Origin of the sequence: Buttiauxella sp. BIGb0552 (assembly GCF_004366275.1) — a bacterium.
Classification (GTDB): Bacteria; Pseudomonadota; Gammaproteobacteria; order Enterobacterales; family Enterobacteriaceae; genus Buttiauxella; species Buttiauxella gaviniae.
The window spans coordinates 435,795-458,057 of sequence record NZ_SODY01000002.1 but is presented as its reverse complement, the minus strand read 5'-3'; the positions used below and the strand labels follow the sequence as shown (position 1 = coordinate 458,057).

At 50.4% G+C, this 22,263-nt stretch carries 24 protein-coding genes and 1 riboswitch; of the genes, 14 read left to right on the top strand and 10 right to left on the bottom strand.

What is annotated here, in order from left to right; translation table 11 throughout:
- Positions 1–57: 57 nt before the first annotated feature.
- Complete coding sequence (locus EDF88_RS06940; protein ID WP_134183697.1) at positions 58–876, bottom strand: pyridoxal phosphatase; 819 nt, start codon at positions 874–876, stop codon at positions 58–60.
- 129 nt (positions 877–1,005) lie between these two features.
- Here EDF88_RS06940 and pgl point away from each other — a divergent pair, with 129 nt between their 5' ends.
- The gene (pgl, locus tag EDF88_RS06935) at positions 1,006–2,004 is read left to right on the top strand and encodes a 6-phosphogluconolactonase (RefSeq protein ID WP_134183695.1); all 999 of its coding nucleotides are present in this window, start codon (positions 1,006–1,008) and stop codon (positions 2,002–2,004) included.
- A 69-nt stretch (positions 2,005–2,073) separates the two neighbouring features.
- Here pgl and EDF88_RS06930 read toward each other — a convergent pair whose 3' ends face one another.
- The 4 genes from EDF88_RS06930 to bioA form a co-directional block, all read right to left on the bottom strand.
- The gene (locus EDF88_RS06930; protein WP_134183693.1) at positions 2,074–3,372 is read right to left on the bottom strand and encodes a putative acyl-CoA thioester hydrolase; all 1,299 of its coding nucleotides are present in this window, start codon (positions 3,370–3,372) and stop codon (positions 2,074–2,076) included.
- 237 nt (positions 3,373–3,609) lie between these two features.
- Positions 3,610–4,086: a kinase inhibitor gene (locus tag EDF88_RS06925; RefSeq protein WP_064517184.1), complete on the bottom strand. Its 477-nt coding sequence runs from the start codon at positions 4,084–4,086 to the stop codon at positions 3,610–3,612.
- Between the two features lie 15 nt (positions 4,087–4,101).
- Entirely contained in the window at positions 4,102–4,782 is a 681-nt protein-coding gene (locus tag EDF88_RS06920) for a type 1 glutamine amidotransferase domain-containing protein (RefSeq protein ID WP_064517186.1), read from the bottom strand.
- A 70-nt stretch (positions 4,783–4,852) separates the two neighbouring features.
- A complete protein-coding gene (gene bioA / locus EDF88_RS06915; protein WP_064517188.1) occupies positions 4,853–6,142 on the bottom strand; it encodes an adenosylmethionine--8-amino-7-oxononanoate transaminase in 1,290 nt (429 codons plus the stop codon).
- A gap of 89 nt (positions 6,143–6,231) precedes the next feature.
- On the opposite strand from bioA, the gene bioB reads away from it, so the two are divergent.
- From bioB to EDF88_RS06885, 6 genes are all read left to right on the top strand, one after another.
- Positions 6,232–7,272 carry a biotin synthase BioB gene (bioB, locus tag EDF88_RS06910; RefSeq protein WP_064517189.1) on the top strand — a complete coding sequence of 347 codons (1,041 nt, stop codon included), beginning with the start codon at positions 6,232–6,234 and terminating at the stop codon, positions 7,270–7,272.
- Positions 7,269–8,420: an 8-amino-7-oxononanoate synthase gene (bioF, locus tag EDF88_RS06905; RefSeq protein WP_064517192.1), complete on the top strand. Its 1,152-nt coding sequence runs from the start codon at positions 7,269–7,271 to the stop codon at positions 8,418–8,420. The genes bioB and bioF overlap by 4 nt, the downstream gene beginning before the upstream one ends.
- Entirely contained in the window at positions 8,404–9,162 is a 759-nt protein-coding gene (bioC, locus tag EDF88_RS06900; protein ID WP_134183691.1) for a malonyl-ACP O-methyltransferase BioC, read from the top strand. The genes bioF and bioC overlap by 17 nt, the downstream gene beginning before the upstream one ends.
- Positions 9,155–9,838, top strand: coding sequence for a dethiobiotin synthase (bioD, locus tag EDF88_RS06895; protein ID WP_064517199.1), 684 nt, complete (start codon positions 9,155–9,157; stop codon positions 9,836–9,838). The genes bioC and bioD overlap by 8 nt, the downstream gene beginning before the upstream one ends.
- 172 nt (positions 9,839–10,010) lie before the next feature.
- Positions 10,011–10,274 (top strand): hypothetical protein, encoded by a 264-nt coding sequence (locus EDF88_RS06890; protein ID WP_134183689.1) that lies wholly within the window; start codon positions 10,011–10,013, stop codon positions 10,272–10,274.
- A gap of 17 nt (positions 10,275–10,291) precedes the next feature.
- On the top strand, positions 10,292–10,810 hold the full coding sequence (locus EDF88_RS06885) for a hypothetical protein (protein WP_064517201.1): 519 nt from the start codon (positions 10,292–10,294) through the stop codon (positions 10,808–10,810).
- Positions 10,811–10,854: 44 nt separating this feature from the next.
- Here EDF88_RS06885 and EDF88_RS06880 read toward each other — a convergent pair whose 3' ends face one another.
- On the bottom strand, positions 10,855–11,565 hold the full coding sequence (locus EDF88_RS06880; protein ID WP_134183687.1) for an ATP-binding cassette domain-containing protein: 711 nt from the start codon (positions 11,563–11,565) through the stop codon (positions 10,855–10,857).
- A gap of 814 nt (positions 11,566–12,379) precedes the next feature.
- On the opposite strand from EDF88_RS06880, the gene uvrB reads away from it, so the two are divergent.
- Positions 12,380–14,395: an excinuclease ABC subunit UvrB gene (uvrB, locus tag EDF88_RS06875; protein ID WP_064517207.1), complete on the top strand. Its 2,016-nt coding sequence runs from the start codon at positions 12,380–12,382 to the stop codon at positions 14,393–14,395.
- Between the two features lie 30 nt (positions 14,396–14,425).
- On the opposite strand, the gene yvcK is transcribed toward uvrB, so the two are convergent.
- Entirely contained in the window at positions 14,426–15,334 is a 909-nt protein-coding gene (yvcK, locus tag EDF88_RS06870) for a uridine diphosphate-N-acetylglucosamine-binding protein YvcK (protein WP_064517210.1), read from the bottom strand.
- A 201-nt stretch (positions 15,335–15,535) separates the two neighbouring features.
- Positions 15,536–15,667, top strand: a riboswitch (molybdenum cofactor riboswitch).
- Between yvcK and moaA the strand changes: the two genes are divergently transcribed.
- The 6 genes from moaA to EDF88_RS06840 all read left to right on the top strand — a co-directional run bounded on the left by moaA (position 15,655) and on the right by EDF88_RS06840 (position 19,182).
- A complete protein-coding gene (gene moaA / locus EDF88_RS06865; RefSeq protein WP_134183685.1) occupies positions 15,655–16,644 on the top strand; it encodes a GTP 3',8-cyclase MoaA in 990 nt (329 codons plus the stop codon). Its footprint overlaps the riboswitch before it by 13 nt.
- Before the next feature lie 46 nt (positions 16,645–16,690).
- Positions 16,691–17,203, top strand: coding sequence for a molybdenum cofactor biosynthesis protein B (gene moaB, locus EDF88_RS06860; RefSeq protein ID WP_064517216.1), 513 nt, complete (start codon positions 16,691–16,693; stop codon positions 17,201–17,203).
- Between the two features lie 3 nt (positions 17,204–17,206).
- Positions 17,207–17,692: a cyclic pyranopterin monophosphate synthase MoaC gene (gene moaC, locus EDF88_RS06855; RefSeq protein ID WP_134183683.1), complete on the top strand. Its 486-nt coding sequence runs from the start codon at positions 17,207–17,209 to the stop codon at positions 17,690–17,692.
- The gene (gene moaD / locus EDF88_RS06850; RefSeq protein WP_064517222.1) at positions 17,685–17,930 is read left to right on the top strand and encodes a molybdopterin synthase sulfur carrier subunit; all 246 of its coding nucleotides are present in this window, start codon (positions 17,685–17,687) and stop codon (positions 17,928–17,930) included. Before moaC ends, moaD begins: the two co-directional genes overlap by 8 nt.
- A gap of 1 nt (position 17,931) precedes the next feature.
- Positions 17,932–18,384, top strand: a complete 453-nt coding sequence (moaE, locus tag EDF88_RS06845) for a molybdopterin synthase catalytic subunit MoaE (RefSeq protein ID WP_134183681.1) — start codon at positions 17,932–17,934, stop codon at positions 18,382–18,384.
- Between the two features lie 87 nt (positions 18,385–18,471).
- Positions 18,472–19,182 carry a Bax inhibitor-1/YccA family protein gene (locus EDF88_RS06840; protein ID WP_134183679.1) on the top strand — a complete coding sequence of 237 codons (711 nt, stop codon included), beginning with the start codon at positions 18,472–18,474 and terminating at the stop codon, positions 19,180–19,182.
- A gap of 51 nt (positions 19,183–19,233) precedes the next feature.
- On the opposite strand, the gene EDF88_RS06835 is transcribed toward EDF88_RS06840, so the two are convergent.
- Genes EDF88_RS06835 through EDF88_RS06825 form a run of 3 tightly spaced genes read right to left on the bottom strand, consistent with a single transcriptional unit; the run spans position 19,234 to position 22,201 of the window.
- Positions 19,234–20,202 carry a YbhN family protein gene (locus EDF88_RS06835; RefSeq protein WP_064517228.1) on the bottom strand — a complete coding sequence of 323 codons (969 nt, stop codon included), beginning with the start codon at positions 20,200–20,202 and terminating at the stop codon, positions 19,234–19,236.
- A complete protein-coding gene (gene clsB / locus EDF88_RS06830; protein ID WP_134183677.1) occupies positions 20,202–21,446 on the bottom strand; it encodes a cardiolipin synthase ClsB in 1,245 nt (414 codons plus the stop codon). Before clsB ends, EDF88_RS06835 begins: the two co-directional genes overlap by 1 nt.
- Complete coding sequence (locus tag EDF88_RS06825) at positions 21,443–22,201, bottom strand: endonuclease/exonuclease/phosphatase family protein (protein ID WP_064517234.1); 759 nt, start codon at positions 22,199–22,201, stop codon at positions 21,443–21,445. The genes clsB and EDF88_RS06825 overlap by 4 nt, the downstream gene beginning before the upstream one ends.
- Positions 22,202–22,263: the final 62 nt, after the last annotated feature.

Here is a 22,263-nt window from a genome sequence, read left to right as displayed (position 1 = left end):
GACGAGACTGTTTTGTAGGGTGGATAAGCGAAAGGGTCATCCACCCTTTTCATAAAACTAAATCAAATGCTTATAAATCGTCTCGGCAATGCCTGTTTCCAGGTTAGTACCAATCACCAAATCCGCGCGTGCTTTAATCGCGTCATCAGCGTTACCCATCGCCACACCCAAACCTGCGCTTTCCAGCATGCTCAGGTCGTTAAAGTTGTCACCAAAAGCCATCACCTGACTCATAGATAAACCTTGTGATTCAACCCATTTCGCCAGGCGATTGCCTTTACTGTTACCGTTTTGCGCCACATCGACCTGATCGTGCCAGGACCATTCGCACGTCAGTCCAAGCTGCTGCTCAACGACCTGGGTAAAGTTTTGCAGTTTCACCGTATCTTCATCGGTAAGTGCAAATTTCCAGATTGCATCAACTTCATAAGCCGCTTCGCGCAGTGAATTCACATGGCGGAACACAGGACGTTGCGATTCAGGTAAAGATTTTGCCCAGTTTTCGGCACGCAAAACGTGGCCGGTTGGCTCTTGATACAGCATGGCATCATCAACATACATCAGCCCATGAACGTTGTGGGTATCCAGTAAGTCAATCAACTGATTGGCCTGCTGCGGTTGTAATGGATCGGACTCAAGAACCTTTTTCGCATGATAATCATACAAATAAGTGCCATTACAGCAAATTGCAGGTGTATCCAGGGTCAGTGCCTGATAAAAAGGATGGATGGCAACGTGATGACGGCCCGTCACGATGACAACTTTCACGCCAGCGTCACGTGCGCGTTGTAAAGCTGTCAGTGATTCAGGAAGAATGGTTTTTTGCGGTGTCAGCAATGTGCCGTCAAGATCAAGGGCGATTACACGATAAGTCATTTAGGGTTCCAGTCAAATTCAGAATCATAAGGCTTGTGTCGATGTTACACCGCTTGCCGCGTTGTTCAAAATGGCAACACGCACTACCCTTGTGACTATTACTCAAGACGTTGGGAGGAGAGAGATTTCATGAAACAAACAGTCTATACCGCCAGCCCGGAAAGCCAGCAAATTCACGTCTGGCAGCTTAACCCAGGTGGTGAGCTTACGCTTGTGCAGGTCGTTGATGTCCCAGGCCAGGTTCAGCCAATGGTTATTAGCCCTGACAAACGTTACCTGTACGTGGGTGTGCGCCCTGAGTTTCGCGTTATCGCCTATCGTATTACACCAGATGACGGCTCGCTCACCGAGGCGGGTGTCACTGCCATTCTAGGCAGCCCAACGCATATTTCTACCGACCACCAGGGCCGCTACCTGTTCAGCGCTTCTTATAATTCAGGCAGCGTGAGCGTTGTTAGTCTTGCCAATGATGGCCTGCCAGGTGAAGTTGTTGATGTAATGGAAGGGCTGGAAGGTTGCCACTCAGCCAATATCACCCCTGATAACCGCACACTTTGGGTTCCGGCACTGAAACAAGATCGCATTTGCCAGTTTACCTTGTCTGACGATGGCCATCTGGTGGCGCAGACCCCGGCAGAAGTCACCACCGTGGAAGGGGCTGGTCCGCGCCATATGGCGTTCCATCCAAATCAAAAATATGCTTATTGCGTCAATGAGCTCAATGGTTCTGTTGATGTCTGGGAACTGAAAAACGCTAACGGTAAAATTGAATGCGTGCAGACGTTGGACATGATGCCTCCGGGCTTCTCAGATACGCGCTGGGGCGCAGATATCCACATTACACCAGATGGTCGCCATCTCTACACTTGTGACCGTACTGCCAGCATCATCACGGTATTTAGCGTGTCAGAAGATGGTAGCGTTCTTGCGGTGGAAGGCTATCAGCCGACTGAAACGCAACCACGTGGCTTCAATGTAGATCACAGTGGTAAATATCTGATTGCAGCAGGCCAGAAATCGCATCACATCGCGGTTTATCAAATTACCGGTGAACAAGGTTTACTGGAAGAGAAAGGCCGTTATGCAGTAGGGCAAGGGCCGATGTGGGTTGTGGTAAACGCAGTATAAATTTATAATTATGCTGATAAAAAAAACCTCGCGATTGCGAGGTTTTTTATTTTGTGCACAGCGCTGATTTTACTCGGCAACCACCGAGCTACCTACGCCACGGTTGTTGAACTCCCATAGACGGTTAGCATTCGCATCATTCAAATCGCGTTGGATTTCGCCTTTCTCGCCTTTAGTACCGATATTGCCAGCGAATGGACGCTTAGAACCAGCGGCATCGCCCCAAGGTTTTGCACTGTTAAAACCTTCATTAATCACGCTGTCACGGATAACAACCTGACCGTTAGAGGTCTGGCCTGCGGTATAACCATTTTCACTTGCTTCAACATCCCAGGCGCGGCCCAGTTGTGCGACGTTATCGCCTGCTGCAGTGAAGCGGCTATTGATCGCCAGGAAACCGTAATAAATATTCGGCAGTGTAGCTGGCGCAAACACGGTCCCTTCTTTTGTACGGCTGTTAACCAGACGGAAGTCGGTATTTTCGAACACCACAGCACCACGACCTGCAACCACATCCACATCACCTTCAATGTAGCTGTTAGTCACTAATGTGCGTGTCTGGCGGTCATTTAACAGGCGGTTTTGCACATCGCTGTTAGTGACGAAGAAGGTATTCTGGCGGCCCAACAGGTGAACATTGTTCAACTGTACTTTATCGCCATCAGTACGCAGTGCTACAGCCTGATGATTACCGGCATCTACGCTGTCACCCAGAGTGTTAGCGATAGTCAGGTTTTGCATCTGCAAGCCGCTGTTCTGAGACCAGACAGCAGCAGAACACATAATACCTACGGTGGCATTACGCTTGTTCTGGCAGCTATCAAACATGTACCAGGCAGGTTTACCCGGCATATATTTACCACCTGGGTTAACTGCACGACGCCAGGTATTCGCATCGATTTCAGAATCCAGTGGCATAGTGATTTTCACATCACTTGCATTATCGGTGGTGCCGTACAGCGTTACGCTGCCAGAAGCGGCCGGAATATAAACTGTGCCAACATACTCACCTGGCTGAATAGCGATGTATTGACGGGTGTTGCTATGTTTCATGATGGCTGCATCAACGGCAGCCTGGACAGATGTATGGGTCACACCTTCGCCACCGGCTGCACCAACAACAAAGTCAGGCTGCTGCGGAATACGAATGGATGACGGAGTCCAGGGGGCTTCATTTTTATTTTTAGATGAGAAGTAACGTGCCTGAACAAAGTTCTGGGCTTCATCGGACGATAAAACTGGACGAGATTGGGTGCCTGGTGCCACTTGCGTGGACGGTTTATCTTCTGGCGGTGTAGAGCTACAAGCCGATAGCGCCACAGCAAAAGCGAGCACAGCTGCCCGACGAGAAACAGAGAAGGTGTTCAAGGGTTGCTCCTTGCAGTGCAAATTTAAAAGGGGATCTTAAAGCCTGCTTTTTTATACTAAGTTGGGGGAAACTGGAAGCCGATTGTGCAAATCGGCTTCATATACCCGTCATTCTTCGAGTTGCAAGGTTGTTGGCTACGCTCAATGGCCCGAATCACTTACTCAAGTAAGCTCATCGGGACTCTTTCTCTTGCCGTCTACCTGCAACTCGAATTATTTGGGTATAAAAAGATAGGGTTAATTAAACTTCGCGGTGATTGAAGCGCTGCCTAATGAATGGAAATGGACGTTGTAGCCCACCATTGCCCCGGATGCATTTTCCGTCACCTCTAGCTTTTCAACATCAAGCGCGTGAACTGTGAAAATATAGCGGTGTACTTCACCCTTCGGTGGTGCTGCACCACCATAACCCGGTTTACCAAAGTCGGTGAGTGTCTCCACAGCAGGTTCTGGCAGTTCAGACAGGCCTGAACCTGCACCTTGCGGCAGAACGCGTGTATCGGCTGGCAAATTGATTACCACCCAATGCCACCAACCTGAACCAGTTGGTGCGTCAGGATCGTAGCAGGTCACGACAAAGCTTTTGGTTCCCGTAGGAACATCATCCCACGCTAAGTGAGGCGAAATATTATTGCCATCGTAACCCATTCCATTAAGTACCTGACGCCATGGGAGTTTATCCCCATCGTTGAAATCCTGACTGACCAGTTTCATCTCAACTCCTCGCGTTTAGATATTCAGTAACTTCAGCAACTCTTCGGCCGCAATCGCAGAAGATGCCGGGTTTTGCCCGGTAACTAAGTGCCCGTCGACTACAGCATACTCGCCCCAGTCATCGGTGCGCTCATATAAGCCACCTGCTTTCTTCAGTTCATCTTCTACCAGGAAGGGCACCACTGAGGTTAAACCTACACCTTCTTCTTCGCTATTGGTAAAGCCGGTGACCCGTTTGCCTTTGACCAACGGTGAGCCGTCGGGTTTTGTTACTTTGCGCAAAACCCCAGGGGCATGGCACACCGCAGCAACGGGTTTGCCAGCGGCCCAAAATTGCTCAATCAGTTTGATGGAATGGCCATCTTCGGCGAGATCCCACAACGGGCCGTGGCCGCCAGGATAAAACACCGCGTCAAAATCATCTGCATGGATGTTTTCAAGCTTTTCGGTGTTGGCTAACAGTTTTTGTGCGGCGGTGTCGCTGCGAAAACGGCGCGTGTCGTCGGTTTGCGCATCCGGTTCATCGCTTTTGGGATCAAGCGGCGGTTGCCCACCTTTTGGTGAAGCAAGGGTGATTTTCAACCCGGCATCGTGAAAGACATAATACGGCGCGGCAAACTCCTCAAGCCAAAAGCCTGTGGGTTTACCGGTGTTGCCGAGCTGATTGTGCGAGGTTAAAACCATGAGGATTTTCATCTGAATCTCCCTGTTTGGGACGTGAAAAGATCCTCGAAGTGTAGTGCATACCCGTAAGGCTTGCTGGCTCTCAGCTTCTGAAAAATGCCGGATTTTGTACCGCAAGCGTTACGGCTTGGATCAATTTATCCAGTTGCTCAGGGTTGATAACGTACGGCGGCATCAGGTAAATCAGCCTGCCGAACGGGCGAATCCAGACACCTTGTTCAACAAAGAATGCCTGAAGGGCCGCCATATCTACCGGATGAAGAGTTTCTACCACGCCAATGGCGCCAAGCACGCGAACATCTGCCACCAGTTCACAGTCGCGTAAAGGTTTCAGCCCTTCCAGCAACTGCTCTTCAAGCGCTTTGACCTGCTGCTGCCAGTGGCCATCTTCGAGTAACGCAAGGCTTTCGGTCGCAACAGCACAGGCCAGTGGGTTGCCCATAAACGTTGGGCCATGCATAAAGCATCCGGCCTCACCGTCGCTAATGGTTTCTGCGACCAGGCGGGTAGTGATAGTTGCAGAAAGTGTCATTGTGCCGCCCGTCAGCGCTTTGCCGAGGCACATAATATCCGGTGAAATTCCCGCGTGTTCACAGGCAAACAGCTTGCCTGTACGGCCAAAGCCGGTCGCAATCTCATCGGCAATCAGCAAAATGCCTTCGCGATCGCACATGCGGCGAATACGCTTTAGCCATTCCGGATGATAGAACCGCATACCGCCAGCCCCCTGAACAATAGGCTCAAGGATCACTGCTGCAATTTCCTGGCGATGAGCGGCCATTAAACGTGCAAATGGCACGATGTCCATCTCATCCCATTCATCGTCAAAACGGCAATTTGGCGCGGGAGCAAACAGGTGCTCAGGCAGGTAACCTTGCCAAAGGCTGTGCATCGAATTATCCGGATCGCACACCGACATGGCACCAAAAGTATCGCCGTGATAACCGTTGCGGAAAGTGAGGAAACGCTGACGAGGTTCGCCTTTGGCGTGCCAGTACTGCAATGCCATCTTCATTGCGACTTCTACGGCGACAGAACCGGAGTCTGCAAGAAATACGCATTCGAGGTTTTCCGGCGTCATGGCGATCAGTTTACGACACAATGCCACTGCGGGTGGGTGCGTGATCCCGCCAAACATGACGTGCGACATCTGGTCAATCTGGTCTTTCATTGCCTGATTTAAGCGCGGGTGATTGTAGCCATGAATTGCCGCCCACCAGGACGACATCCCGTCAACAAGGGCTTTACCATCAGCAAGTTGTAGTTCGCAGCCTGTTGCCGCCACAACCGGATAAACCGGTAACGGTTTAGTCATGGAGGTGTAAGGGTGCCAGATATGTTGTTGGTCGAACGCTAAATCAGCAGGGGTCATAGGGTGACTTGTAAACCATTTGAAAAAGATTTAGGTTTACAAGTATAACGTCAATCAATGGCTAACAACACCCTTTTTGGAGACGCCCCATGGCTCACCACGCACGCTGGTCAATGTCGCAGGTCACTGCTTTATTTGAAAAACCTTTCCTCGAACTGATGTTTGAAGCACAAACGGTGCATCGTCAGCACTTCGATCCCCGCCACGTTCAGGTCAGTACGCTGCTGTCGATTAAAACTGGCGCATGCCCAGAAGACTGCAAATATTGCCCGCAAAGTGCGCGATACAAAACCGGGCTGGCTTCCGAGCGCTTGATGGAAGTTGAGCAAGTGTTGGACTCCGCACGTAAAGCGTTAAATGCGGGTTCTACTCGTTTCTGCATGGGCGCTGCCTGGAAAAACCCTAACGATCGCGATATGCCGTACCTTGAACAAATGGTGCAGGGCGTGCGCGAGATGGGGCTTGAAACCTGTATGACGCTCGGCACATTAACCGATACGCAAGCACATCGCCTGGCGGCAGCAGGGCTTGATTACTACAACCATAATCTCGACACCTCGCCAGAATTCTACGGCAATATCATCACTACGCGTACTTATCAGGAACGTCTTGATACGCTCGATAAAGTGCGTGATGCCGGGATTAAAGTCTGCTCGGGCGGAATTGTCGGTTTGGGTGAAACGGTAACCGATCGTGCCGGGTTGCTGCTGCAATTAGCCAATTTGCCAACGCCACCAGAAAGCGTGCCAATCAACATGCTGGTGAAAGTCAAAGGTACCCCGATGGCAGATAACGAGGACGTCGATGCGTTTGATTTTATTCGCACTATTGCTGTCGCGCGTATCATGATGCCGACCTCTTTCGTACGGCTTTCTGCCGGGCGTGAACAGATGAGCGAGCAGACTCAGGCCATGTGCTTTATGGCTGGTGCAAACTCGATTTTCTATGGCTGCAAACTACTGACTACGCCAAACCCGGAAGAAGACAAAGACCTGCAATTGTTCCGCAAGCTTGGGCTTAATCCGCAGCAAACAACCACTCATGCAGGCGACAACGAGCAGCAACAACAACTAACCGATCAATTGCTCAACGCGGATACGGAGAATTACTACAACGCGGCGGCTGTATGACCTGGCAGCAACGCATTGATAGCGCGCTTGCCAGGCGGCGGGAAAACAACAGTTTTCGCACCAGGCAGGCCAACCAACAAGGTAGCGGGCGCTACCTTGTTCAAAACGATATCCGTTATCTAAATTTTTCCAGTAACGATTATCTGGGAATCAGTCACCATGCTGAAGTGGTTAATGCCTGGCAGCAGGGTGCTGAGATTTACGGTATTGGGAGTGGTGGTTCCGGGCATGTCACCGGGTATCACGAAGCCCATCAGCGATTTGAACAGCAGTTAGCTGACTGGCTGGGTTATCCGCGCGCATTACTGTTTATTTCAGGTTTCGCGGCTAACCAGGCGCTTATCGCGGCACTGACTGAAAAATCAGACCGGATTGTTGCCGATAAACTTAGCCATGCTTCACTTCTGGAAGCCGCAATGCACAGTCCAGCGCAGTTACGGCGTTTTGCCCATAACGATATCGCATCGTTGCAAACGCTGTTGGCCTCGCAAACTGACGGTCAACAACTGGTTATTACCGAAGGAATTTTCAGCATGGACGGAGATGCCGCTCCGTTGGCTGGAATTGCGCAGGCTACCCGGGAAGCACAGGGCTTGTTGATGGTTGACGATGCCCATGGCATTGGCGTGATAGGTGAAGAAGGGCGCGGTAGCTGCTACCAGCAACACGTCAAACCAGACTTGCTGGTCGTAACGTTCGGCAAGGCATTTGGTGCAAGTGGGGCCGCAGTTCTGTGTAGTGAATCGATGGCTGATTATCTGCTGCAATCCGCCCGGCATCTTATTTACAGCACCTCTATGCCACCTGCACAGGCGTGTGCGTTATCGGCAGCATTGAATGTTATCCGCCGTGAGGATTCCCTGCGTGCTCAATTACACGCCAATATTGCCCATTTCCGTGCGGGAGCCGCACAGCTACCGCTGCAATTAATGGCCTCACAAACAGCCATCCAGCCATTGATCGTGGGGGAAAATCAGCCTGCGGTGAACCTTGCCACTACCTTACGCGAACGCGGATTCTGGCTAACAGCGATTCGTCCACCAACCGTGCCACCTGGTACGGCGCGGTTGCGTGTGACGCTTACTGCAAGCCACACCAGCGAAGACATCAACAAGCTTTTGGAGGCGCTGTATGACGCGACTCGTTGATAAAGCGGCTATTGCCGCAGCATTTGGCCGCGCGGCAAGCACCTACGACAGCCACGCCGAATTGCAACGCACCAGCGGAGACTTGCTGCTGAGAATGCTTGAAGGCCGTCAAATCAGCAACGTGTTGGATGCTGGATGCGGTACGGGTTGGTATAGCCGCGCCTGGCGTGAAAAAGGCTGCCATGTTACGGCGCTGGATCTCTCCCCCGCGATGCTGAACCATGCTGCACTTCAAGGTTCAGCTGATAACTATCTCGAAGGCGATATTGAAGCCATCAACCTTGCCGACCAGCAGGTGGATCTTGCATGGAGTAACCTCGCGGTGCAGTGGTGCAATGATTTGCGCAGTGGTTTAAGTGAGCTTTACCGTGTCACTCGCTCGGGCGGTTGCCTGGCATTTACTACGCTTGCGGCAAATTCACTTTGCGAACTGCATACCGCCTGGCAGGTGATAGATGAACGGTCTCATGCCAACCGATTTATGACATTTGAGCAGATTCAGGATGCGTGCGAAGGGTGGCGCTACAGTCTAGAAATTCATGAAATCAGCCAGTCTTACGATAGCGTATTGAGTGCCATGCAATCGCTAAAAGGTATTGGTGCGACACATCTTCATGATGGACGTAAAGCATCGCTGATGACCCGCCAACAATTACAAAAATTAAGTCTCGCCTGGCCACAGAAACAGGGTCAATTCCCTCTGACCTGGCAACTCGTTTGTGGAGTGATTGAACGTGATTAAAAAATGGTTTGTAACCGGAACGGATACGGAAGTGGGTAAAACTATTGCCAGCTGTGCTTTGCTTCAGGCCGCAGGAGATGCGGGTTACCGTACTGCAGGATATAAGCCGGTGGCCTCTGGTAGTGAAATGACTGCTCAGGGTATTCGTAACGGTGATGCGCTTGCCCTACAGCGCAACAGTAACGTCAAATTAAGCTATGCACAGGTCAACCCGTTTGCGTTTTTGGAGCCAACATCGCCGCATATCGTTAGTGCGGAAGCATTGCAGCCCATCGAATTTTCGCAGATGTCAGCAGGCCTTGAAGCGCTTGCTTCTCAGGTCGACTGGTTACAGGTTGAAGGGGCGGGAGGTTGGTTTACACCACTTTCAGCAACAACAACTTTTGCAGATTGGGCAATACAAGAGCAGTTGCCTGTAATTTTGGTCGTGGGGGTAAAACTCGGCTGTATCAACCATGCCATGTTAACTGCGCATGCAGTGCAAAATGCGGGTCTGCGCCTGGCGGGCTGGATTGCTAATGACGTTCAACCTACCGGGAAGCGCCATGCTGAGTATCTCGCAACGTTACGTGATGTTTTAAAAGCCCCCATGTTAGGTGAAATCCCGTTCTATCCGCATATAGACGATGAAACCTCGCTCGGTCGTCACCTGGATATCTCCCTTCTTTCACAGTAATTCGCAAATCCACAGCTCATTTTTGTAACGCCCGATAAATCTTGCGGGCGCTCTTCCAGATACCGCTAATTTTCAAATCTTCTCCTTGAAGAAAAATACCTCGCAGGTAAATTGTTTCTCAATTTAAAGTTGTCATATGACAACTTATTTGCGAGTATGGACAGGAGGTTTTATGAAGCGGCGTATACACCCCAATAAGGACATTGAAGCAGCATTAAGTTATGCCGAATGTCAGGGCTGGCAAGTGCGGCCCGGTGGGGCACATTGTTGGGGGAAAATGTATTGTCCGTGGAACGACAAAGCCTGCCGCTGCAGTGAGTTTTGCATTAGCTGCATCTGGAGCACACCGCGCAGTGCTTATAACCATGCAAGGCAGATACGTCGTGTCGTCGATAACTGTAGCCAGCAAGGCTCGCCACCTGCCATCAGACATTAATTTTCAAGGAGCAGAATATGTCAGAATTTAGCTTCACGTTGATTTTCACCCTGCCAGAAAATGGCCAGAATCCGGAACAATGGATTGAAGCTTTGGGTGCGCAAGGTTGCGATGACGCGCTGGTTGGTGTGGGTGTCACAGGGCGAATTGCACTGAATTTCATCCGCGAAGCATCGGATGCAAAACTAGCCGTTGTTTCAGCGATTCAGGATGTAAAACGCATTATTCCAGGTACTGCGTTGGTCGAAGTGATGCCAGATCTGGTTGGGTTAACAGATATTGCTGAGTTGCTGGGGTTTTCACGGCAGTATATTCGCAAAGTGATGGTAAGCCGCGAGGCTTTTCCGCAACCAGTACATGACGGTAAAACCGCTATCTGGCATTTGGAACCGGTGCTGCGTTGGATGCGTGAAACAGGAGTTTCAAAAGTACCTTTGCCACTGGTGGAGTTATCTGCTGTAACCCGGCAATGCAACTTACAACGGGAGCTCGCCAGTCTTGATAGAAATATGCAGAAGCAACTTGGTAAGTTGTGACGGCAGAACCTGAGAGGCTGTTCATGCCGTCGTTCGGCGCACCATCATGGATCTATCCAACTGGATACCAGCTTATCATCCAGAAGCGCGACATTTCCCTGAGCAACATTACGGCCCCGGTGTAGTAAGCAGAAACGGTCCGCCACACGGCGAATGAACGATAAGCGTTGCTCTACCAGCAATATTGTCAGGCCAAAATCACGGCTCAGACGGCGGATAATATTGCCCAGCTCATTGATAAAACGTTGGCCGCTGCCAAAAGTGGGTTCATCAAGAATCAGCAGTTTTGGTTCTGTCACCAGCGCTCTTGCCAATGCCAGTTGCTGCTGAAGATCGCTTGATAGCTCCCCACCGCGCATGTGCCTTAAGCTGTACAGTTCAGGGAACAGTTCATAGATCATGCCTGGAATGCTACGGGAACGCACGCGAGCAGCCAATAGCGCAATTTGCAGGTTTTCCTCAACGCTTAGTTGGGAGAATATTCGGCGGTCCTGCGCGACATAACTCATTCCCAGTGCGACTCGGCCTTCTATAGGTTGGGTGAGAAGATCCTGTGGTGGATGGCCTGCTTCAAGCCAGGTCATACTGCCACTTTGTACTGGCAAGTAACCCGTAATACAGTTTACAAGCGTTGTTTTCCCCATCCCTGGTGCGCCAAGAACACAGGTGCACTCTCCAGGTGCCAGCTCAAGATCCAGATTCCACAGGATATGGCTTTCACCGTAAAACTGATTAACAGCACGCAGGCTCAACATCGACATTCTCCTTCTGGCAGGGTTAACGACCCAGGCTGCTTCTGCAACACGAAGCAAGAGTTACAAACTTTGCAATTACCTTGCCATTAACTCGTTTGCTGACCAGAACAATGCAACTTTGAGAAAAGCCTCATGAAAATGGTTGAATAAGCCTTCGGCTTCTACGACTCGGAAATCAGAATGCACTTTGTCGGTGCCTGATTTTTGGTGTGTTTGGTGCAACACCAGACTACTGCTCCATAGAAATGCGCAATTCGTGAGCAGGATCATAAGAAATGGCAGGCATCAGGTAAGTCCAAAAAGAGTAAAAATAATGATGAAAAATATTTTTGGGCCCCGGCACAGAGAATTTATGGTTTTTTGCGGTGTGCGCTGCAAAAGGGCTGAGAGCACTTATCCACTATTCCTGTGGATAACCATGTGCATTAGAGTTAGAAAACTTGTGGTAAGCGAGAGCCGGCGCGGGTTGCGCATGAATTGGCGCGAAACCAGACTTTCTTAAATAACTGCTTTAAATCAATCAGTTGAATAAAATCAATCGTTGCAATAAAAGTGCCACAGATGTTCCTTACGCTTTTATGACACTGCTTGACAAATGTTAAAAGGTAAAAAAATCTGGGGATAACCATTTTGGTCAGCTGAAATATCTGTGAGTAGAGTATTTTACCGGCAAACCAGACGGTAAAGCGGGGAAGTATCTTAAACGCGCTAGTGAGGAACTGGTTTTTCATCCAGTATTATTTTCTGGCAAAATTTTCTGTGCCGAGTAAAATTATCCTCCGGCCCGCTCGTTTCTTCATCAGGTAGCCTCTTCATGAGTAAAGCGTTCAAATTAAATTCAGCATTTAAACCTTCTGGCGATCAGCCAGAGGCCATTCGTCGCCTTAAAGAAGGTCTGGAAGACGGGCTTGCCCATCAGACTTTATTGGGTGTGACGGGCTCTGGTAAAACCTTTACCGTGGCAAATGTGATTGCTGATTTACAACGCCCCACTATGGTGTTGGCTCCTAACAAAACGCTGGCCGCGCAGCTGTATGGTGAGATGAAAGAGTTCTTTCCGGATAACGCGGTAGAGTTCTTCGTCTCTTATTACGACTACTACCAGCCAGAAGCCTACGTCCCAAGTTCCGATACATTTATCGAGAAAGACTCTTCGGTTAACGAACATATTGAGCAGATGCGGTTATCGGCAACCAAAGCATTGCTTGAGAGGCGGGATGTGATTGTGGTGGCGTCTGTGTCGGCAATTTACGGCCTGGGCGACCCGGATTTATATCTGAAGATGATGCTTCACCTGACCAAAGGGATGATCATCGATCAGCGCTCTATAATACGTCGCCTGACTGAACTGCAATATACCCGCAACGACCAGGCATTCCAGCGTGGTACTTTCCGTGTGCGCGGTGAAGTGGTTGATATCTTCCCGGCCGAATCAGACGACCTGGCATTACGCGTGGAACTATTCGATGAAGAAGTAGAACGGTTGTCGCTGTTTGACCCCCTGACCGGGCAGGTTGACCAGGCCATCCAGCGTTTCACAGTCTATCCAAAATCGCACTACGTCACACCGCGTGAACGTATTCTGCAAGCCATGGAAGAGATCAAAGTTGAGCTTGCAGATCGTAGAAAAGTGCTGCTGGCGAATAACAAATTGCTTGAGGAGCAACGCCTCTCGCAACGTACCCAGTTTGATTTAGAGATGATGAACGAGCTGGGATACTGTTCTGGTGTCGAAAACTATTCGCGGTTCCTTTCGGGGCGCGGTCCTGGCGAGCCACCTCCTACGCTTTTCGATTACCTGCCAGCAGATGGTTTGCTAATTGTTGACGAGTCCCACGTGACAATTCCGCAAATCGGCGGAATGTACAAAGGTGACCGTTCGCGCAAAGAAACACTGGTGGAGTATGGCTTCCGTTTGCCATCAGCACTTGATAACCGCCCGCTGAGATTTGAAGAGTTTGAAGCTCTGGCACCGCAAACAATTTATGTTTCGGCAACACCAAGCCATTACGAGTTAGAAAAATCGGGCGGCGATGTTGTCGATCAGGTCGTCAGACCAACTGGCTTATTAGACCCGATTATCGAAGTTCGCCCGGTCGGTACTCAGGTTGACGATCTACTTTCTGAGATTCGCAAACGCGTTGAGGTTAACGAACGCGTGTTGGTCACCACGCTTACCAAGCGCATGGCCGAAGACTTAACCGAATATCTCGAAGAGCACGGCTCGCGGGTGCGTTACCTGCACTCAGATATCGATACCGTAGAGCGTATGGAAATCATCCGTGATTTGCGCCTTGGCGAGTTCGACGTGCTGGTGGGCATCAACTTGCTGCGTGAGGGGTTGGATATGCCTGAAGTGTCGCTGGTAGCGATTCTGGATGCCGATAAAGAGGGCTTCCTGCGTTCCGAGCGTTCGCTAATTCAGACCATTGGCCGTGCGGCACGTAATATCAACGGGAAAGCGATTCTGTACGGCGACAAAATCACAGCATCAATGGCTAAGGCTATCGGTGAAACTGAACGTCGCCGTGAAAAACAGCAGCGTTACAACGAAGAAAACGGTATTACGCCGCAAGGACTGAACAAGAAAGTCGTCGATGTCCTTCAGCTTGGTGAAGGCATGGCGAAAACCAAAGGCCGGATGAAGAGTAAAGCTCGCAGCGTGATTGAAGATGATGAAATCATCCTGACGCCAAAAGCCTTGCAGCAGAAAATTCACCAGTTGGAAGGGAAGATGCTGGAGCATGCGCAAAACCTGGAATTTGAAGAGGCCGCGCAGATCCGTGACCAGCTCCATCAGTTGCGGCAGTTGTTTATTGCAACGTCGTAGTAAAAACGCCTTCGTGAAGAAGGCGTTGTTTTATCCGAGCTGCTGAATAGCTTTTTCCAACGCCTGGCGTAGCAGATGCCGGTCGTGGCGATAACGAATATCAACCGCTTCCAGCGGCTCTTGAATGACTAGACGATCGGTAATTTCAGATACGTCGGTCTGCGGGCCAACCACCACCGCATCAACAATACGTTTCCCGATGCGCTGCTCCATGATGTCCAGTGTCTGCCCAAGCGACAGGCTGGCGGCCGCGGTGCTTAGTTCTTTACCCAGATTGCCGATAAACACTACTGGTGCAGGAGTCCTGCGCAATGCTTGATCCATATCTTCCAGCAAAAGTATCGGCATTAAGCTTGTGTAAAAACTACCGGGGCCAATCAGAATAAGATCTGCTTCGGAGATAGCCTGAACAGCTTCGCGGGTAGCATGCGCTTTTGGGTATAGCGATAACTCCTGGGGAGGTGAAGAAAGCTGGTCAATATTCACTTCACCATAAATAAAATGGCCATCTGCGTCTGTTGCCATCAAATCCACAGGGTGTTCAGACATCGGGATTAGAAACGCATCCACTTTTAGCAGGTTACGAATTAAATTAATGGCTTCTAAAGGCCTTACGCTTAGGTGATCCAATGCCTTTAACATCAAGTTTCCTAGGTTATGCCCGGAAAGTTCACCATTACCGCCAAAACGGTACTCAAACATAGCAGAAGCAACGCTTTGTTCAGTAATTAACTGATTTAAACAGTTGCGCATATCGCCCCAGGCAATGCCTCCCTCAGAGCGCCTGATACGACCTGTCGAGCCACCATTATCGGTTGTGGTAACAATGCCGGTTAAGCGTGAACCAAGAGAGGATAGGGATGACATAACCCTGCCCAGACCGTGCCCACCGCCAAGGGCGACCACCCGGTCTAAATCCGCAAACGTACGATTGCGCATAACTATTCCTTATGACGAACTATCGAAATAAGGTAGCGCAAAAGAGTGCGGAATACGATTCAGCCTCGGAGGATAATGATGTATATCAAAGCAAAAGTTCACTTTTCGCGTAGTCTGTGGCGAAATTGAACGATTAGCTCGCTATATATATATTTATATAACGAAAGCTGCTATGGCGAATAATTGCCCCACGCGCTACTATCGTTCTAAACACACTAAGCCTCTGGACCTAAGTCGAAAGATACGGTGCTTTGGCCGTGACCTTGAGTCACCAGGGTGCAGAAAGAAATGACTGCATCTCCCGTATTTGGAAGGTGTACATGGCTAGCCAACTTACCGATGCATTCGCTCGTAAGTTTTTTTACCTGCGTCTATCTATTACCGACGTTTGCAATTTTCGTTGCAACTATTGCCTGCCAGATGGCTACAAGCCTCATGGTGTGGCGAACAAAAGTTTCCTCAACGTCGATGAAATTCGCCGTGTAACCCGCGCTTTTGCCGCCCTGGGTACTGAAAAAGTACGCCTGACAGGTGGTGAACCCTCTTTGCGTAAAGACTTCACTGACATTATCGCCGCTGTGCGTGAAAACCCCGGTATTCGCCAGATTGCGATGACCACAAATGGTTATCGCCTTGCGCGTGATATTCAGCAGTGGCGTGATGCCGGACTGACTGCGGTGAATGTTAGCGTCGATAGCCTCGATGCCCGCCAGTTTCACGCCATTACCGGGCAGGATAAATTCCGCCAGGTGATGGATGGCATTGATGCCGCTTTTGCCGCAGGTTTTGAACGTGTAAAAGTGAACACCGTGCTAATGCGCGATGTAAATCACCACGAACTCGATACCTTCCTTGCGTGGATCAAAACCCGTCCAATCCAGCTACGCTTTATCGAGCTGATGGAAACCGGCGACGGCGGCGATCTGTTTCGTAAACACCACATTTCGGGCAAAACCATTCGCGACCAGCTTCTGACTCGCGGCTGGGTTCACCAGCTTCGCAGCCGCAGCGATGGCCCGGCGCAGGTCTTTTGCCATCCGGATTATCAGGGTGAAATTGGCCTGATCATGCCGTATGAAAAAGATTTCTGTGCCAGCTGCAACCGTCTGCGTGTGTCATCGGTCGGCAATTTGCATCTGTGTTTGTTTGGCGAACAGGGCATTTCCCTGCGCGACCTATTAGCGGATGACGGGCAAATCGACGAGCTTGAGGCGCGCATCGCTGAAGCTTTAACGCACAAGAAACAGACCCATTTCCTGCATGACGGTGATACCGGCATCACTCAAAACCTGTCTTATATCGGCGGCTAAAACCCGCTGTACCCCAATAATTTTGGGTATAAAAAGGAAGATAACAATGAGCCAGATAAGTAGCGAATTTGTCCCGGTAAATATTGCCATTCTGACCGTCTCAAGCCGCCGTGGCGAAGAAGACGACACCTCCGGTCATTATCTGCGTGAAGCGGCAACTGACGCCGGCCACCACATTGTTGCCAAAGCGATTGTGAAAGAAAACCGTTACGCGATTCGCGCTCAGGTTTCCCAGTGGATTGCTGATGATGAAGTTCAGGTGGTGTTGATTAACGGTGGCACTGGTTTTACCGATGGTGACCAGGCTCCAGAAGCATTACTGCCGCTGTTTGACCGCGAAATCGAAGGTTTTGGTGAAGTGTTCCGCATGCTCTCTTTTGAAGAAATCGGCACCTCAACGCTGCAATCGCGCGCGCTGGCAGGCATCGCTAACCGTACGCTGATTTTTGCTATGCCAGGTTCAACCAAAGCATGTCATACCGCGTGGGAAAATATCATTCAGCCACAGCTGGATGCCCGCGTGCGCCCTTGTAATTTCCACCCACATCTCAAGAAATAAACTATGTCGCAACTGACTCATATTAATGCGCAAGGCGAAGCGCACATGGTTGATGTTTCCGCCAAAACTGAAACGGTGCGCGAAGCACGTGCTGAAGCGTTTATCACTATGGAAGCTGCAACGCTCTCCATGATTATTAAAGGTAGTCACCACAAAGGTGATGTATTTGCCACGGCGCGTATTGCCGGGATTCAGGCTGCGAAGCGCACCTGGGATTTAATCCCCCTTTGCCACCCGCTGATGCTCAGCAAAGTCGAAGTGAATTTAGCCGCTGAACCAGAACATAACCGCGTGCGCATTGAATCTGTATGCCGTTTGACGGGTAAAACCGGCGTGGAAATGGAAGCGCTGACTGCCGCATCGGTCGCTGCGTTAACCATCTACGATATGTGCAAAGCCGTGCAAAAAGATATGGTGATTGGCCCGGTGCGTTTGCTGGCAAAAAGTGGCGGCAAGTCTGGCGACTTTAAGGTTGAGAGCAATGATTAAGGTCCTGTTTTTTGCCCAGGTGCGTGAATTGGTCGATTGTGACCAACTGCAGCTAGACGCCACTTTTGGCGATGTTGAACAGCTGCGTGAGAGCCTTGCAGCCAAAAGCGAACGCTGGGCGCTGGCTCTGGAGTCGGGGAAATTGCTCGCCGCCGTGAACCAGACGCTGGTGAGTTTCGACCATCCACTTACCGACGGTGATGAAGTCGCTTTCTTCCCACCGGTTACCGGAGGCTGAAATGGAAAACACCCGAATCCGCGTAAGCCATGAAAACTTCAACGTTGGCGACGAGTACCAATGGCTTGCTCAGTGCGATGAAGATGGTGCGGTAGTGACCTTCACCGGCAAAGTGCGCAATCATAATCTTGGCGATAGCGTGAGTGCGTTAACTCTCGAACACTATCCGGGTATGACGGAAAAAGCGCTGGCTGAAATTATCGAAGAAGCGCGCCTTCGCTGGCCGCTGCAACGCGTAAGCGTGATTCACCGCATCGGGGAATTATGGCCTGGCGACGAAATTGTTTTTGTCGGTGTTACCGGAGCTCATCGCAGCTCAGCGTTTGAATCTGCACAATTCATTATGGATTATCTGAAGACGCGAGCGCCGTTCTGGAAGCGTGAAGCCACAGTTGACGGCGATCGTTGGGTCGAAGCGCGTGAGACTGACAAGCAAGCGGCAAAACGCTGGTAACAGGCACCTTCGCGCAGTTGTGTTAATCTTAAGGCACAGGCTTTAAAGCCTGAAATTCGGTCAACGTAATTCACTTAAGGAAGCATCATGGATCGATTCCCACGCTCCAATGGCACCATCGTGCAGCAGGCCCGTACCGGCTTGCAGGCATATATGGCACAAGTTTATGGCTGGATGACCTGCGGCCTGTTACTGACGGCATTTGTCGCCTGGTATGCGGCGAATACCCCAGCAGTAATGGAATTCGTTTTTTCCAGTAAAATCACTTTCTTCGGGCTTATCATCGTGCAGTTGGGTTTAGTGTTTGTGCTCTCGGGCATGGTGCATAAGCTCAGCGCAGGTATGGCAACCAGCTTGTTTATGCTCTATTCGGCATTAACGGGCCTGACGCTTTCCAGCATTTTTATCGTCTATACCTACTCGTCCATTGCCAGCACCTTCGTCGTCGCAGGCGGGATGTTCGGGGCCATGAGCCTGTACGGTTACACCACCAAGCGTGATCTCAGCGGTTTTGGCAATATGCTGTTTATGGCGCTGATCGGTATTGTGTTGGCTTCACTGGTGAACATGTGGCTGAAAAGCACGGCGCTGATGTGGGCTGTAACCTATATCGGCGTGATTGTCTTTGTTGGTCTGACGGCTTATGACACCCAGAAGCTGAAAAATATCGGTGAACAAATTGATACCCGTGATACGCAAACTATGCGCAAATATTCAATTCTTGGCGCATTGACCCTGTATCTCGACTTCATCAACTTGTTCTTGATGTTGTTGCGTATTTTCGGCAACCGCCGTTAATTTCGATGATTATGTAGGGTGGATGCGCGTAAGCGACATCCACCCTAATTCTTACGAACTCTCCTGAATATTCTTCTCGTTCTTCACTCGCATCTTCTTCGCCCGACTCTCAAGCCCTAAATAGCAAACAATCGCCAGCAGCAGTGGTGCGATAAAATAGAGCATTCGATAGGCGAGCAGGGCGGCAATAATAGTGCCGTTGCTAACATGCTCCCCTGCCAGTAGCGCGATAAACACCGCCTCTAGCACGCCGATCCCGGCAGGAATATGCACAATTACCCCGGCAATACTGCTGACCAAAAGCACGCCTAACACGAAGAAGTAATTCACATCCTGACCAAGCAATAGCCAGATAATCGCGCCCATAACCATCCAGTTGGCACCTGAAATTGCCAGTTGCAACAGAGCAAACTTAAATGATGGCAGCACCAGGCGCTGGCCTTTTATCGTCATATGGCGATGTTTAGCAAAGGCGCAGAACCACAAATACACCGCGATGATCGCCAGTAGAACGGCACCTAAAATCCGTAATGTCGTCTCATCGATGTACCAGTGCTCCGGTAGTTGCACCACGCCGACGGTAAAAATCATGCCGGCCAGCAGAATATAACCGAGCCAGTTAGTCGAAATACTTAACGAAAAAATGCGCGTAATAGTGGCACTGGGCAGACCAAGCCGTGAATAGAGCCGGTAGCGCATGCCAATGCCGCCAACCCAGGTGCTCAACGTTAAGTTAAAGGCATAACAGATAAAAGATACCAACATCACCTGGCGCTTTGCCAGTTTATGCCCGCAATACGACCGCGCCAGTAAATCGTAACAGCCGTAAATCAGGTAGCTCAAAATGACCAGACCGACTGCGCTAAACAGTGCCAGGCGGTTGTAGTTGCGGATAACCTTCCAGACTTCTTCCCAGTCAACCTTCGTTGCATACACCGTCAGTAGCACGATAACGGCGATGAAAAATAGCCAGGTGAGTATCTTCTTCGCTTTGCGCCATTTGGGATGCGAGTGCGACATCAGTATTTCACCCCCGGATTATCTGTCTCAACCCGATCCTGCGTTTCCATATGTGGTTGCGCTGGTGGCATCACTTGCGCAAGTTTTGGCGTATGTGCGGGTAACCAACCGACCATCGCCGGGAAGTGGCGCAAGAAGTGGAATGCCAGCACGCTCTTACCCAAATTCCACCAGGTGCGTTTTGGCAGCATCGACTCAACAACCGGGTGGCAATCTTCGGCAATCAACCCGGTTAGATTGGCACGCAGCGTGTCATTGAATGTGCGGTCGTGAATAATCAAATTCGCTTCAAGATTTAGCGACAAACTCAGCGGGTCAAGGTTGCTGGAGCCGACCGTTGCCCAATGGTCATCCATGATGGCGACTTTGCCGTGCAGGGGGCGGCGGTGATATTCAAAGATTTTCACACCGGAACGCACTAAGTAGTTGTACAACAGGCGTGCGCCGACTTTGACAATCGGCATGTCAGGCTCGCCCTGCACAATCAATTTCACCGAAACGCCACGACGAGATGCAGTTCGCATTGCGTGAAGCAGCCTGTAGCCTGGGAAGAAATAGGCGTTGGCAATAATCACTTCACGCTTCGCTTTACTGAGCATTTTCAGGTAATAACGCTCGATATCATCGCGATGCTGGTTGTTATCACGCCAGACAAACAACGCTTGTGCTTCACCGGGCGTCAGGTTTTCTTGTGCCGGATTACGGCGGCGTCGCCACCAGTGGCGTTTATTGTCGTGGCCGGGCAGGTTAGAAATCACGTACTGGTGAATATCATCCACCACCGGTCCTTCAACTTTGACCGAGTAATCTTGCTTCGCCTCCGGGCCGTAATCACTCATCTGTTCCGCGGAATAATTAATACCGCCGACAAATGCAATGATGCCATCCACGACCACGATTTTGCGGTGCATACGACGGAACAAATTAGTACGCATGCCAAACACCAACGGGCGCGGATCGTAATAGCGGAACATCACTCCGGCGGTAGTCAGTTGGCTGACAAAATCATCGCTTAAATCTGGCGAACCATAGCCATCAAGCAAGACTTCGACACTCACGCCACGACGGGCAGCAGTAAGCAAAACTTCATGTAATTGCTTTCCAACATCATCTTCAAACCAGATGAATGTCTCGAGGATCACTTTGCTGCGTGCATTTTCGATGGCTTTAAATACCGCCGGGAAAAACTGGTCACCGTTTTCGAGTAATGTAATTCGGTTCCCGTCACGCCAGTTATTTTTCATATATGAATCTCCACGGCTAATGGCGCATGGTCGGAGAGATGCCGCCACTGTCGCAATGGCAGCGCCGTTGGTTCACTCGCGGACGCATTTTTCACATAAATTCTATCGAGGCGAAGTAGCGGAAAGCGGGCAGGGAAGGTGCGTGCCGGGCGGCCAGATGCGCGGGTAAATACCTCATCCAATCCGGTTTGCTTTAATTGCCGGTTAGCGCGTTGCTGCCAGTCGTTAAAATCGCCAGCCACTATTACTGGCTCGCCTTCTGGCAGTTCATTCACCAGTTGGCAGAGCATATTGAGTTGCGCCTGGCGGTGAGCGTCATGCAAACCGAGATGCACACAAATAACATGCGCACGAATATTGGCACCCGGTAGGTTTATCTGGCAGTGCAGCATGCCGCGCTTTTCGTGGCCTTCTACAGAAATATCGCGATTTTCATACTGGCTGATAGGGAAGCGAGATAATACGGCATTGCCGTGATGGCCTTCGGGATAGACCGCGTTGCGACCATAGGCAAAATCGCTCCACATTGTATCGGCGAGATATTCGTAGTGGCTGGTATCCGGCCAGTTATCAACATGCAGTGAGTGTGCTTCGTGAGCCCCCATCACCTCCTGCAAACAGACAATGTCAGCAGAAACTGCACGTACTGCATCACGCAACTCCGGCAAAATGAAACGTCGGTTGAGTGCGGTGAAGCCTTTGTGTGTATTAATTGTGAGCACTTTAAAGGATAGGTGCTGAGACTTATTACTCATGCTTCTCCCGGCATTGTTAACATCCTGATGAAAATAAAGTGTAGTCTCTGTCACAAATAGGT

Excerpts from the sequence above, each read along its gene's own strand:
- EDF88_RS06940 (WP_134183697.1), bottom strand. The coding sequence starts at position 876 with ATGACTTATCGTGTAATCGCCCTTGATCTTGACGGCACATTGCTGACA.
- pgl (WP_134183695.1), top strand. The coding sequence starts at position 1,006 with ATGAAACAAACAGTCTATACCGCCAGCCCGGAAAGCCAGCAAATTCAC.
- EDF88_RS06925 (WP_064517184.1), bottom strand. The coding sequence starts at position 4,086 with ATGAAACTGGTCAGTCAGGATTTCAACGATGGGGATAAACTCCCATGG.
- EDF88_RS06920 (WP_064517186.1), bottom strand. The coding sequence starts at position 4,782 with ATGAAAATCCTCATGGTTTTAACCTCGCACAATCAGCTCGGCAACACC.
- bioA (WP_064517188.1), bottom strand. The coding sequence starts at position 6,142 with ATGACCCCTGCTGATTTAGCGTTCGACCAACAACATATCTGGCACCCT.
- bioB (WP_064517189.1), top strand. The coding sequence starts at position 6,232 with ATGGCTCACCACGCACGCTGGTCAATGTCGCAGGTCACTGCTTTATTT.
- bioF (WP_064517192.1), top strand. The coding sequence starts at position 7,269 with ATGACCTGGCAGCAACGCATTGATAGCGCGCTTGCCAGGCGGCGGGAA.
- bioC (WP_134183691.1), top strand. The coding sequence starts at position 8,404 with ATGACGCGACTCGTTGATAAAGCGGCTATTGCCGCAGCATTTGGCCGC.
- EDF88_RS06890 (WP_134183689.1), top strand. The coding sequence starts at position 10,011 with ATGAAGCGGCGTATACACCCCAATAAGGACATTGAAGCAGCATTAAGT.
- EDF88_RS06885 (WP_064517201.1), top strand. The coding sequence starts at position 10,292 with ATGTCAGAATTTAGCTTCACGTTGATTTTCACCCTGCCAGAAAATGGC.
- EDF88_RS06880 (WP_134183687.1), bottom strand. The coding sequence starts at position 11,565 with ATGTTGAGCCTGCGTGCTGTTAATCAGTTTTACGGTGAAAGCCATATC.
- uvrB (WP_064517207.1), top strand. The coding sequence starts at position 12,380 with ATGAGTAAAGCGTTCAAATTAAATTCAGCATTTAAACCTTCTGGCGAT.
- yvcK (WP_064517210.1), bottom strand. The coding sequence starts at position 15,334 with ATGCGCAATCGTACGTTTGCGGATTTAGACCGGGTGGTCGCCCTTGGC.
- moaA (WP_134183685.1), top strand. The coding sequence starts at position 15,655 with ATGGCTAGCCAACTTACCGATGCATTCGCTCGTAAGTTTTTTTACCTG.
- moaB (WP_064517216.1), top strand. The coding sequence starts at position 16,691 with ATGAGCCAGATAAGTAGCGAATTTGTCCCGGTAAATATTGCCATTCTG.
- moaC (WP_134183683.1), top strand. The coding sequence starts at position 17,207 with ATGTCGCAACTGACTCATATTAATGCGCAAGGCGAAGCGCACATGGTT.
- moaD (WP_064517222.1), top strand. The coding sequence starts at position 17,685 with ATGATTAAGGTCCTGTTTTTTGCCCAGGTGCGTGAATTGGTCGATTGT.
- moaE (WP_134183681.1), top strand. The coding sequence starts at position 17,932 with ATGGAAAACACCCGAATCCGCGTAAGCCATGAAAACTTCAACGTTGGC.
- EDF88_RS06840 (WP_134183679.1), top strand. The coding sequence starts at position 18,472 with ATGGATCGATTCCCACGCTCCAATGGCACCATCGTGCAGCAGGCCCGT.
- EDF88_RS06835 (WP_064517228.1), bottom strand. The coding sequence starts at position 20,202 with ATGTCGCACTCGCATCCCAAATGGCGCAAAGCGAAGAAGATACTCACC.
- clsB (WP_134183677.1), bottom strand. The coding sequence starts at position 21,446 with ATGAAAAATAACTGGCGTGACGGGAACCGAATTACATTACTCGAAAAC.
- EDF88_RS06825 (WP_064517234.1), bottom strand. The coding sequence starts at position 22,201 with ATGAGTAATAAGTCTCAGCACCTATCCTTTAAAGTGCTCACAATTAAT.